This window comes from Aeromonas sp. R1-1 (assembly GCF_040908495.1).
Classification (GTDB): Bacteria; Pseudomonadota; Gammaproteobacteria; order Enterobacterales; family Aeromonadaceae; genus Aeromonas; species Aeromonas veronii.
Genome location: NZ_JBFODV010000040.1, coordinates 1 through 11,686 on the forward strand (window position 1 = coordinate 1; position 11,686 = coordinate 11,686).

At 59.5% G+C, this 11,686-nt stretch carries 11 protein-coding genes; 10 read left to right on the forward strand and 1 reads right to left on the reverse strand.

Translation table 11 applies throughout. The annotated features are described in order from the left end of the window. Window positions 1–1,504 (reverse strand): retention module-containing protein (locus AB5Y92_RS01870; RefSeq protein WP_368225323.1); only part of this gene is annotated, 1,504 nt, incomplete at its 3' end. A 720-nt stretch (window positions 1,505–2,224) separates the two neighbouring features. On the opposite strand from AB5Y92_RS01870, the gene nrfA reads away from it, so the two are divergent. The 10 genes from nrfA (at window position 2,225) to AB5Y92_RS01920 (ending at window position 11,656) form a co-directional block, all read left to right on the forward strand. Continuing rightward, entirely contained in the window at window positions 2,225–3,667 is a 1,443-nt protein-coding gene (gene nrfA, locus AB5Y92_RS01875) for an ammonia-forming nitrite reductase cytochrome c552 subunit (protein WP_120414650.1), read from the forward strand. 53 nt (window positions 3,668–3,720) lie between these two features. Then, window positions 3,721–4,320, forward strand: coding sequence for a cytochrome c nitrite reductase pentaheme subunit (gene nrfB, locus AB5Y92_RS01880; RefSeq protein WP_159143806.1), 600 nt, complete (start codon window positions 3,721–3,723; stop codon window positions 4,318–4,320). Then, window positions 4,317–4,997: a cytochrome c nitrite reductase Fe-S protein gene (nrfC, locus tag AB5Y92_RS01885; protein ID WP_368225326.1), complete on the forward strand. Its 681-nt coding sequence runs from the start codon at window positions 4,317–4,319 to the stop codon at window positions 4,995–4,997. Before nrfB ends, nrfC begins: the two co-directional genes overlap by 4 nt. Before the next feature lie 87 nt (window positions 4,998–5,084). Beyond that, window positions 5,085–6,038, forward strand: coding sequence for a cytochrome c nitrite reductase subunit NrfD (gene nrfD, locus AB5Y92_RS01890; protein WP_368225328.1), 954 nt, complete (start codon window positions 5,085–5,087; stop codon window positions 6,036–6,038). An 86-nt stretch (window positions 6,039–6,124) separates the two neighbouring features. Beyond that, entirely contained in the window at window positions 6,125–6,601 is a 477-nt protein-coding gene (locus tag AB5Y92_RS01895) for a hypothetical protein (protein ID WP_368225330.1), read from the forward strand. 46 nt (window positions 6,602–6,647) lie between these two features. Further along, entirely contained in the window at window positions 6,648–8,615 is a 1,968-nt protein-coding gene (gene nrfE / locus AB5Y92_RS01900) for a heme lyase NrfEFG subunit NrfE (protein ID WP_270906056.1), read from the forward strand. Further along, window positions 8,612–9,226, forward strand: a complete 615-nt coding sequence (locus AB5Y92_RS01905) for a DsbE family thiol:disulfide interchange protein (protein WP_368225333.1) — start codon at window positions 8,612–8,614, stop codon at window positions 9,224–9,226. The genes nrfE and AB5Y92_RS01905 overlap by 4 nt, the downstream gene beginning before the upstream one ends. Next, on the forward strand, window positions 9,223–10,428 hold the full coding sequence (nrfF, locus tag AB5Y92_RS01910) for a heme lyase NrfEFG subunit NrfF (RefSeq protein WP_368225335.1): 1,206 nt from the start codon (window positions 9,223–9,225) through the stop codon (window positions 10,426–10,428). Before AB5Y92_RS01905 ends, nrfF begins: the two co-directional genes overlap by 4 nt. Before the next feature lie 91 nt (window positions 10,429–10,519). Continuing rightward, complete coding sequence (locus tag AB5Y92_RS01915; RefSeq protein WP_368225337.1) at window positions 10,520–11,149, forward strand: DUF2268 domain-containing putative Zn-dependent protease; 630 nt, start codon at window positions 10,520–10,522, stop codon at window positions 11,147–11,149. 54 nt (window positions 11,150–11,203) lie between these two features. Further along, the gene (locus tag AB5Y92_RS01920; RefSeq protein WP_368225339.1) at window positions 11,204–11,656 is read left to right on the forward strand and encodes an NUDIX pyrophosphatase; all 453 of its coding nucleotides are present in this window, start codon (window positions 11,204–11,206) and stop codon (window positions 11,654–11,656) included. The last annotated feature ends 30 nt before the right edge of the window (window positions 11,657–11,686 follow it).

Genomic DNA, 11,686 nt, shown 5'->3' on the forward strand with positions numbered 1-11,686 from the left:
GATCAGCGGCGAACTGGACTTGCAGATTGCCATCCTGGCCAGCACCGGTATTTAGACTACCGGTCGTGGTGATCGGGCCACCGGCCAATCCGGCTTCGGAGAGCGTCAGGGTTTCGCTCAGACCGATCAGCGGTGCACCATCGCTGGCGCTGTTGCCCGCCAGATCGGTGACACTGGCACGCACTTCAAAGGATTGATTGATACCGGAGAGATCAAGACCTGATACCTGCCAGCGGCCATCGGCCCCGACCTGTGCCGAGGTGGTCAACAGCGGCTGGCCATTGCTGTCAACAAGTGTGATGGTGACACTCTGACCCGCTTCCACATTGCTGGTGGAACCGCTCAGGGTGGCGCTGCTGTTGCCAAACAGGGCAGTGGTATCGAGATCATCGATATCGATAAAGGCCTGAGTATCGACATTGATAACGAGGGTATCGCTGGCGCGGTTGCCGGCAATATCCACGGAATTGACCTGAAACTGGTACTGGCCATCGGCCAGGGTCTGCGGCAGCTGATATTGCCAGTTACCGGCGGCATCCACCGTCAGGACGCTGAGCACGCTGCCGCCAAGGCTCAGGGTTACGGTGGCGCCGGGCTCCCCCTTCCCTTGCAGCAGCGGGGTATTGTCGCGGGTCAGATCATCGATCTGGCTGGCGCCGGTGTCGCTCTCATCGGCGAGATCGAGGGTAATCGTGGTGATGGTATCGAGCAGAGTCTGTCCGGTGTCGCTGGCGTTGTTGCCAGCCTGATCCTGGGTATTGGCCACAATCTGCAACGGGCCATCCACCAGCTTGCCGGTCACATCGCCAAAATTGGCTTCCCACACCAAGCCGGGCAGTACCACAGTCGTCACCGTCAGTGAATTGCCCGCCTGATCGATAAGGGTGACGGTGACTGGCTGGCCTACCTCCACATCATCCACCACACCACGAATGATGACACCAGCCGCTTCATCGGCGTTGATAATGTTGTCGCTTGTTTGGGGCTCGGTGATGGTGATGGCGGCAAAGAAATCACGCTCTTCGGAAAACAGCTGCTCATCGCCAACAGGTTGCACCGCATGGTCGGTATCAAAACCGGCCTCGGCCAGGGTGGCGTCATTGGTACGATCGACCACCACAAATCCACCCGAGCTGGAACCTGCTACACCACCGATATTGCCCGCAGCGGCTGCGTTACCGGCGGCCGCCGCTTGAAACTGCTCTGTCGGGTCAATACCCTGACGGATCGCCTCCTGCAACGAGGCCAGTTCCGGATCGGCCGGTTGCCCATCAGCAGCAGGTGTGGCGGGCTCAGGTTGGGCGGCCATATCTTGCTCACCAGCAGGCTCACTGCCCGGCTCGGCTAGTTGAAAGTGGCCCCCTTGGGCAGTTTGCAGGCGGTCCCCCGGCTGCAATGCCATCCCCACCTTTGCTCGTATGACAGATCCATCTGCACTGATGACAAACACGGAACCCTCGAGTTGGGAGATCACCGTGGACTTTTCAATTTGCAACTCAGCCATACAACCTCCAGCAAAACCTTAACCACCAACATCAGTACCTACAGGGTACTTGTCTGTTCAATAATCATACCGCACCAGACTAAGTGGGTCTTTTCGCTATTTTCGACAATGATTGCCATAAAATGGCCATAACTTACAAGATTGTGCATCTAACAGGCCCTTTTTAATAAAAAGAGATTTGGATGAACCCAATTACAGCACCTTTATTAATAGGTCTATCAGACTTCATGTGACCATTTCTGTCGTTTGACGATAAATCCACTGCAGCTTCAATAAATGGATCATAATCCGAAGGTCAAAAGCTCACACCACAACACCGCAAACTTGCATATTCAGTCAATTATTAGCATAAGACATTGCCAGAATATGTGAACAATACGGCAGCAATCAGGATCAGCAGCAAAAAGTGCCAGTACGCAACTGTACCGTTCAAACGCCTGCCATCGAATGCTCGGCAGTTAACAAGAAGTTGAGTTTCCATAAAATTTAATCCAGATCTCATTTCAGCGATCAATCCTGTGCGCCAATTGATCTGGCACAACTCTCCCTCCGATAAATCATCATTAAATTTACCTATTTGTTAGGGTAACCCTCGAGCAATCATATATTGCGCGGTTTTATTCACCCGCAAGCGAATGTCTGCCCACCCCGCCCAACGGGGGGAAGATCCACACCAAGATGGAACGGGTCAGACGAGACCAAAACATTTATCTGGGAGTGATAAACGTGGGTTCACAACACAGGCATATCAAACTGGGCCTCGCCACCCTGCTGCTGACTACCAGCCTTGGCACCAGCGGCTGGGCACTGGCTGATGACGCAACCACCAATGGCAAGATAGAGGCGCGCAGCGAGCTGTTCGCCAAGGATCACGCCGATCAGTTCACCAGCTGGCAAGCCACCAGCGAAAGCAAGGAGCGCACCGATGCGCTGGCGGAAGATCCCAACATGGTGGTGCTGTGGGGCGGTTACCCCTTCGCCAAGGATTACAACAAGCCACGCGGTCACTTCTATGCGCTGACCGATGTGCGCGAAACCCTGCGCACCGGCGCCCCCAAGACCGCCGAAGATGGTCCGCTGCCCATGGCCTGCTGGAGCTGCAAAGGCCCGGATGTGGCCCGCGTCATCGACGAGAAGGGTGAGGATGGCTACTTCAAGGGGATGTGGGCAAAAGGTGGGCCGGAAGTAGTCAACACCATCGGCTGCGCCGACTGCCACGACACCGCCTCGAAAGAGTTCAAGGAGGGCAAACCTGCCCTGCACCTCTCCCGTCCCTATGCCGATCGGGCCATGACAGCCATCGGCAAGCCGTTCAAGGAGCAGGGGCGCTTTGATCAGCAGTCTCAGGTGTGCGGCCAGTGCCACGTGGAGTATTACTTCAGCGGCCCCACCAAGGCGGTCAAATTCCCCTGGGACAAGGGCACCACGGTGGAGCAGATGGAGGCCTATTACGATGAAATCGGCTTTGCCGACTGGACACATGCCCTCTCCAAGACCCCCATGCTGAAAGCCCAGCATCCCGAGTACGAGACCTGGCGCGCTGGCATTCACGGCCAGAACAACGTCGCTTGTGTCGACTGCCACATGCCCAAGGTGCAGAACGAGCAGGGCAAGGTCTACACCGATCACAAGGTGGGTAACCCCTTCGATCGCTTCGAGCAGACCTGCCGCAACTGCCACACCCAGAGCAAGGAGATGCTGCAAGGGATTGTCAAACAGCGCAAAGAGGCGGTAATCGAAACCAAGCTGAAGGTCGAGAAGCAGCTGGTACACGCCCACTTTGAAGCCAAGGCGGCCTGGGATGCCGGCGCCACCGAGGCTGAGATGAAGGATATTCTGCAGGACATCCGTCACGCCCAGTGGCGCTGGGACTACGCCATCGCATCCCACGGGGTGCAGATGCACGCCCCCGAAGTGGCCCTCAAGGTACTTGGCAGCGCGCTGGATAAAGCCGCTGACGCCCGCACCAAGCTGGCGCGCCTGTTGGCCAGCAAGGGGATCAGCCACGAGATCGCCATCCCCGACATCTCCACCAAGGAGAAAGCGCAAGCCGCCCTTGGCATGGATATGAAGCAGTTCAACAGCGACAAGGCCCAATTCCTCAAGACCACGGTCCCCGCCTGGGATGCCGAGGCCAAAGCAGCCGGACGGCTGGCACAGTAACGGCGCCTGCGGGTCCGGCGCCAAGTCGGGCCCTCAGCGGATGGAGGCTTCCTATGGGTGATTTAACGATGGATTTTTTACGACTGATGCTGATGGCAGCCATGCTGCTCACCAGCCTGCAGGGTCAGGCGGCCGAGCCGGCAGCAGCCCCTGTTCCAGCTACACATGAGGTGGAATTTTTACGCAATCCCGACAAGGCTTGCACCGACTGTCACAAGGAGCAGAGCGAAGGGATGCACGGCAAGCATGGTCAGGCGACCAATCCCAACAACCTGGCACCTGTCACCTGCACCAACTGCCACGGCCAGCCCTCCCCCCAGCACCGGGAAGGGGTCAAGGATGTGATGCGCTTCAGCCACAGCCTGAAGGATAAAGAGAGCATCAAGCTTTATCCCATCAGCGAGCAGAATGGAGTCTGCATGAGCTGCCACGAGCCTAAAGAGCTGCGCGAGGCGCTCTGGGCCCACGACGTGCACGCCACCAAGCTCACCTGCACCAGCTGTCACCAGTTGCATCCGGCCAAGGAGCCCATGGTGGCGATCCCGGAAAAATCCCGCATCAAGCTCTGCGTCGACTGCCACAGCAAGCAACATGAGGCCAGCAAGGCCCGGCAGGAGCAGTCCAAACCGGCTACCGGCAAGGAGGCATCATGAGCTGCTCTCGCCGTGACTTTATGGCGGGCATGGGCGCAGGGGCCCTTATCATGATGACGGGGCCGACTCGCACCCTTGCCACCCCCCTTGCCCACAGCCAGACCATAGACGGGGTCCGCTATGGCATGATCCACGATGAGACGGCCTGCATCGGCTGTACCGCTTGCATGGATGCCTGCCGGGAAGTGAACAAAGTGCCAGAAGGGGTCTCGCGCCTCGAGATCATCCGCTCAGGCCCCATCGGGGAATTTCCCGACGCCGAGTACCGCTTCTTTCGCAAGTCCTGCCAGCACTGCGACAACGCCCCCTGCGTCCACGTCTGCCCGACCGGCGCCTCCCATATTCGCAAGGAGGATGGCATCGTCGATGTCGACGCGGATCTCTGCGTCGGCTGCATGTATTGCCTCGCCGCCTGCCCCTATCAGGTGCGCTTTATCAACCCGGTCACCCGAGTGGCGGACAAATGCGACTTTTGCCGCAAGACCAACCTGGCGGCAGGCAAGGAGCCGGCGTGCGTGGAATCCTGCCCCACCAAGGCGCTGGTGTTCGGCAATCTGGATGACCCGGACAGCCCCATCGCCCAACGGCTGGTGAAGGAGACCACCTATCGCTACAAGCAGGCGCTCGGCACCTCCCCCAAGATGTACCGCGTGCCCAAAGGGGAGATAACGTCATGACCATACAAGCGGCATTTCACTTCCCCTCCCTTGTCTGGGGATTTGCCCGATCGCTATCTACCGCAGTCACAGAAGGAGGAATGGACCATGTGGCATGATGCATTTCACTTCCCTTCCCTTGTCTGGGACTGGCCCATAGCCATCTATCTCTTTCTGCTCGGCATCTCCGCCGGGGCCACCACCCTCTCGGTGCTGCTGCGCCGCAAGGGGGCCGGCAGCGAGAGCGGCATCATCAAGGCGACCGCCATTCTGGCGCCAGCGAGCGTGATCCTGGGGTTACTGATCCTTATCTTACATCTGGTCCGCCCCTGGACCTTCTGGAAGCTGATGTTCCACTACCAGTTCGACTCAGTGATGTCGATGGGGGTCATGCTGTTTCAGCTCTATATGGCGGTGCTGTTCGCCTGGCTGGCGGTGGTGTTTCGCACCGAGATCGAGACAATGCGCAGCCGGTTGTTGAAAGAGAAGTTCGCATTTGTGGATGGGCTGATTGGCTGGCTCGCCCGCATCGAACGGCTGCTGGCACCGCTGTTGCTGCTGCTCGCCGTGCTACTGGGGGCCTACACCGGCTTTCTGCTGTCAGCCCTCAAGACCTATCCGCTGTTGAACAACCCGGTGTTGCCGGTGCTGTTTCTGGTATCCGGTATCAGCTCCGGCATCGCCTCCACCATCTTGCTGGCGGTGACGCTCTTCAAGGAGAACCATCACAGCCAAGGGGTGAGCTTCGTGCATCGCTTCGAGCGGCCGGTGCTGGCGGTGGAGGTGTTGCTGCTGGTCTGCTTCTTTACCGGCCTCTACTTCGGTGGCGGCCAGAAAGAGGTGGCGATGTGGGCGGCCATCGGCAGCGGTTTCTGGGCTCAGGTGTTCTGGCTCGGGGTGGTGGGCATCGGCATGCTGCTGCCCCAGCTGCTGGCTCTGCTGACCCCGGCGCCCCTGCGGGAGCGAAACGGCCATCTGGTGCTGGTCTGCAGCCTGACTCTGGTGGGGATCCTGCTGCTGCGCTACTTCGTGCTCTATGCCGGCCAGATGACTGTAGTTTAAAGGTATGATCACCAGCGCCAGCCACCTTCGGGTGACTGGCGCTGGCTCGTTGATTCGCAAGTGAAATCTAAATGGGGATAACAACGTTGGAATTTCTTTATCGAGGGTTCAACTGCCATATGACAGTGACCGATGCCATGGTTCCCAAATCGCTATCGGATGATCCAGAGCAAGGCGCTGAGTTTGGTGATGACAGAGTTCAATGCGGAGACTCAGATTTCACATGCGGACTCTCTATCACCAATAGCATTCACTCACACGAATACGGTGGGAATGGTGAACCAACTGGAGGGATATCGACAACCCCGCATTTTGAAGTAGCCAAACGCTATGCCTTGGGAAATGGAAGGTTTGCCAACGGCCATGTCATCCGAATGTCCATCCCAGAATTAAAGAAAGCTGGCGTAACCATCTATCGAGTCAATGATTGCCTTGATACCCCCTCAGTCCCTTCGGATGACGAACATTGGATCTATTTCAAAGGCGAGTTTCCTCAAAGCACCATTGTGGAAACGTTCCACGTCTACTCAGAAGCGCCTTCTGGGCCTGAGTTGAAAGACTGAAATTTGTAATTAATTCAATTAATTTCTAATTGCATTTGGAGGTTGTGTGCTGGCGGAGCTCGGCTATCTCTCACTGTTGCTGGCGACCGGGCTCGCCCTGCTGCAAGGGCTGCTGCCCTGGCTGGGGCTGCGGCTCGCCTCACGGCCGCTGCTCGGCTGCGCAACACCGCTGGCCCTCCTGGTCGCGCTCCTGCTGTTGGCCGCCCTGCTGCTGCTCGCCGGCTGTTTTGGCCTCGATGACTTTACCCTGGTCTATGTGGCCCAGCACGCCAACAGTGCCCTGCCGCTGGGCTTCAAGCTGGCGGCGGTGTGGGGCGGCCATGAAGGCTCCATGCTCTTTTTCGTCTTTGCGCTGGGGCTGTGGGGCGCTCTGGTGGCCCTTTGCTCCAGGCGGGTCGATCCGCTTATTACAACCCGGGTATTGGCCATCATGGGGCTGATCGTCGGCCTGTTCGGCCTCTATACCCTGATCTTCTCCAGCCCGTTTGACCGCCAATTCCCGGGACCACTGGAGGGGCGCGACCTCAACCCCATGCTGCAGGATATCGGCCTTATCATCCACCCGCCCCTGCTCTATCTCGGTTACGTCGGCTTTGCGGTCAACTTCGCTTTCGCCATGGCGGCGCTGCACTCGGGTCGGCTCGATGGCGCCGTGGCTCACTGGAGCCGCCCCTGGGCGCTCGGCTCCTGGGTATTTCTCACCGCCGGCATCGTGCTGGGCTCATGGTGGGCCTACTACGAGCTCGGCTGGGGCGGCTGGTGGTTCTGGGATCCGGTAGAAAACGCCTCCCTCTTGCCCTGGCTGCTCGGCACTGCCCTGCTGCACGCCCTGATTGTCTGCGAGAAGCGCGGCGCCTACGGCCACGCCGTGCTGTTACTCTCCATCTTCACCTTCGCCTTGAGCCTGCTCGGCACCTTCGTGGTGCGCTCCGGGGTACTCACCTCGGTGCACGCCTTTGCGGTGGACCCCAGCCGCGGCCTCACCCTCTTGTTGCTGCTCGGTTTGCTATTGACCTGCGCCCTCACCCTGTTTGCCCTGCGCGCAGACATTCGCGCTCCCTATGCCCGCTTTGGCTTGCTGTCAAAAGAGGGGCTGCTCGGCGCCGCCATCCTGCTGCTCTGCGTGGCCTGCGCCAGCGTGCTGCTCGGCACCTTCTACCCCATGGTGTTCCAGTCGCTTCATCTGGGTTCGCTCTCGGTGGGCGCCCCCTATTTCAATACCATCTTCGTGCCGCTGGCCCTCTGCCTGATGACGCTGATGACCCAGCTGCCGCGCCTGCGCTGGCAGCAGCTTGCGGCACATTCCCGACTCAACGCGCTGTTACCGCCGCTGTTTGGCCTGCTTGGCGGCGGGCTGCTTAGCCTTGCCTATCTGGAACAGGGATCGTTTTCCGGTAGCTGGATTGGCATCCTCGCCAATATGGTGAGCCTCTGGCTGATGGCCAGTCTGTTGCTCCCGCTCTTGCAACCGACGTCGCTGCGCGAGCTCACCCTCCATCGGTTCGGCAGCCTGCTGGCCCATCTCGGGGTGGCGGTGTGCGCCCTTGGCATCGCGCAGGTGAGTCACCACAGTCAGGAGGGGGGCACTGTGTTAAGTGCCAACCAACCCTACCAGCTCGGCGCGTTCGAGTTTCGCTATGAGGGGCGCGAGCCGGTGATCGGCCCCAACTACACCGCCGAGCGCATCACGCTTAGCGTGCACAAGAACGGTAAAGAGGTGGCGCGGCTGACGCCGGAGCGGCGCCACTACAGCGTTCGCACCATGAACATGAACGAACCCGGCATCGCGTGGGGAATGTTCGGCGATCTCTACGTGGTACTGGGTGAGAAGATGGGACCAGATGCCTATGCCATGCGGCTGCACTACAAGCCGCTGGTGCGCTGGATCTGGTTCGGCGGCCTGTTGATGATGGCGGGCGGCACCCTGCGCCTGCTCGCCCGTCACCCCTTGCTCGCCTCCCGCCCCGTTGTGGTTGGCGCCTCCCATCCCCGGCTCGAACAGGAGGCGTTATGAGATCCCGCCTGCGCCTCTTTCTTCCACTGCTCCTTACCCTGAGCCTCGGCATCCTGCTCTGGCTCGGCCTTGGCAACAATCCCTACAGCCAGGATGAGGCGACGCTCGGCCGTACCCTGCCTGCGTGGCAAAGCAACAATCTGCTGGATGGGAGTCCGATCCAGACTGCCAGCCTCAAGGGCGAGCCCTTTGTCATTAACGTCTGGGCCAGCTGGTGCGCCAACTGCCGCGCCGAGCATCCGCTGCTCAGCGAGCTCGCGGGCACCGTGCCCCTCTACGGTCTCAACTACAGGGACAAGGGGGATGCGGCCCGCGCCTGGCTTATCCAGGCGGGCAACCCCTATCGCGCCGTACTGGCCGACCCTGACGGCAAATTGGCTCTTGAGCTCGGCGTCTACGGCACGCCAGAGACCTATCTGTTTGATGCCGATGGTGCCCTGCTCGCCCGCCACACCGGCGAACTCACCAAAGGGATCTGGCAACGCCAGTTTGCCCCCCTGCTCGACAAGGCGCGAGCGGATGCGCAGATAAAGGCCGCCACAATGGCACCCGCGATTGCGCCATCTATTGCGCCGTCTATTGCAACATCAGCTCGGGAGACACAGCCATGATGTGCCGTTCTCTTGCTTGCGCCCTGCTGGCCCTCGGCATGCTGCTGAGTGCAACTGCATATTCCAGCGGGGTCGATACCTATCAATTTCGCCATCCCGAGCTGCAAAATCGGGCGCAAGAGCTGGCCCGCGCCCTGCGCTGCCCCCAGTGCCAGAACCAGAACCTGGTGGAGTCCAACTCCCCCATCGCCCGGGATCTGCGGCTAGAGGTCTACAGCTGGGTGGACGAGGGGCAGTCTGATGAGCAGGTGATCGCCCGCATGACGGAGCGCTTCGGTGATTTCGTCCGCTACGATCCCCCCTTCAAGAGCAGCACGGCGCTACTGTGGGGCGGCCCCCTGCTGCTGTTGGGGCTGGCGCTGTTGATCCTGTTTCGCCGCCTGACGCGCACAAAGGCGCAACCCATCCCTGCCGTTAAGGCCATCGTTGAGGCCCCCCCTCAACCCGCCGCCGACCCGCGCAGCGAATTGAATTTGCTGATCATGCACGGGGAGCAGGCAGGCCTCTCCCCCGACCAGCCACTCTACAGGGAGCTAAGCGCCGCCCGCCTGGCCAACGCCATCCCGGCGGCTGAGCTGGCCCTGCGCGCGCAACTGGCCAGCCAGCATGACAATCGCGGCCGCAATAACCGGCACGGGCAGGCCTTGTTGCTGCTTGGTATCATGACATTCGTAGCCGTGGCCGCTGCCTATCTCAGCACCGGCCGTTATCAGGCATGGCAGGATTATGCATCCCGTCCTGATCCGCTGGCAGGGTTGAGCCCGCGGGATCTGCAAGACAAGGAGCTGGGGAGTCTGCATCAGAAGCTTCAACGCAACCCCGCCGATCTCGACAGCTGGGCGGCGCTCGGCCAGCTCTATCTCTATCGCGGCGAATATGACAACGCCCTGCTCGCCTACCAGCGTCTGGCTCTGCTGGAGGGGGGCGCCAGCGCGGCGACCCAAGCCGCGCAAGCCACCGTGCTCTACTATCAGGCGGGCCAGCAGCTGACTCCCGAGGCAACCCGCCTGCTGGAGAGCGCCCTCAAGCAGGACGCGGGGGAAGTGAGCGCCCTGATGCTGCTCGCCTCCGATCACTTTCTGCATGGTCGCTACCGTCAGGCCATTGCGCTATGGCAGCAACTGCTCGATGGCGAGCGCCCTCGCATCAACCGGGCTGCACTGATCGAGGCGATCCAGACGGCAAGCATAATGGGCGGGTAACCCCTTGATTGAAGAAGGGTAATCGTGGTGATATGGCGCCGCGACCACGCAAGTGGCTCAGCACTCTCTTTCAATAGACAAGGATGTCTGGATGCAACTCACCCTGTTAAACGACTCGGGCAAATTCGATGGGCTCGATGACACCATTAGGCACGTTTTTGCCGAGACGGCGCACAAATTGAATACCTTGTTCGATCTCTCCCAACTGGATGTCACCTTCAGTCCTTTTGCCGAGGGGGATGCTCCCGACTCGGGTATCGGTGGCTGGGCCATCAACATGTATCGAATAGAACTCCAGCTTGATCTGGAACGGCCTGATATCAAAGAGGTGATCATCACCGAATTGCCTGCCGTGCTGGCCCACGAAGTCCACCATATCGTGCAAAAGAAGAACAAGGTGGAAGCAGAAACACTGGCCGAAAACCTGATTTTTGAAGGGCTGGCCTGCTACTTTGAGCAGAGGTTCAATGGCGGCCCCCTCCCCTCGCTGTTCAAGGAGTCTCATCACCATGACTGGCAATCGCTCCTGGCAGAGATGACGCCCCATCTATCCAGCAAGCAGTTCAACTATTTAGACTTTTTCTACTGCCGTGATAACCGGCCATTTCCCAAATATGCCGGTTACTGGGTGGGGTTCAATCTGGTGGCCAACTATCTGGCCAAAAATGGCCTGAATGAAATAGAGGTCATGGGCCTGCCCGCCGAGGCGTATTTCAATTAACACGCCTTCACACTGTTCGTGGCTATCACAGAGCCCAAATCCTGAGAGAAGATCATGATCCCCATTCGCTGCAAGGCCGTCTCTGGCGTTGCCCTTACCACTGTCGATGGCGAAACCAGATTGCTGGTGATGAAACGGGTCAAGGGGGGCTTCTGGTGTCATGTGGCAGGCACGGTGGAGACGGGTGAAACCGGCTGGCAGACCATTATTCGGGAATTTGGCGAAGAGACGGGGATCCGGGGCACCGAACTCTACAACGGCCAGTATCTGGAGCAGTTTTACGATGCCGCCTTGAATACGGTGGAGGTGGTACCGGTCTTTGTGGTCTATTGCCCGCCCAATCAGGCGGTGACCCTCAACAATGAGCACACAGACTATCGCTGGTGTTCCCTGGCCGAGGCCAAGGCGCTGGTGAGTTTCCCTGGCCAGAAGGCGCTCTACGACCATATCTGGCACCACTTTGTCGACAACGCCCCCTCTCCCCTGATACGGGTCGATATCCGCTGACTGCGCACAACTTCCCCCTGTAAATGCAAC

Excerpts from the sequence above, each read along its gene's own strand:
- nrfB (WP_159143806.1), top strand. The coding sequence starts at position 3,721 with ATGGGTGATTTAACGATGGATTTTTTACGACTGATGCTGATGGCAGCC.
- nrfC (WP_368225326.1), top strand. The coding sequence starts at position 4,317 with ATGAGCTGCTCTCGCCGTGACTTTATGGCGGGCATGGGCGCAGGGGCC.
- nrfD (WP_368225328.1), top strand. The coding sequence starts at position 5,085 with ATGTGGCATGATGCATTTCACTTCCCTTCCCTTGTCTGGGACTGGCCC.
- AB5Y92_RS01905 (WP_368225333.1), top strand. The coding sequence starts at position 8,612 with ATGAGATCCCGCCTGCGCCTCTTTCTTCCACTGCTCCTTACCCTGAGC.
- nrfF (WP_368225335.1), top strand. The coding sequence starts at position 9,223 with ATGATGTGCCGTTCTCTTGCTTGCGCCCTGCTGGCCCTCGGCATGCTG.
- AB5Y92_RS01915 (WP_368225337.1), top strand. The coding sequence starts at position 10,520 with ATGCAACTCACCCTGTTAAACGACTCGGGCAAATTCGATGGGCTCGAT.
- AB5Y92_RS01920 (WP_368225339.1), top strand. The coding sequence starts at position 11,204 with ATGATCCCCATTCGCTGCAAGGCCGTCTCTGGCGTTGCCCTTACCACT.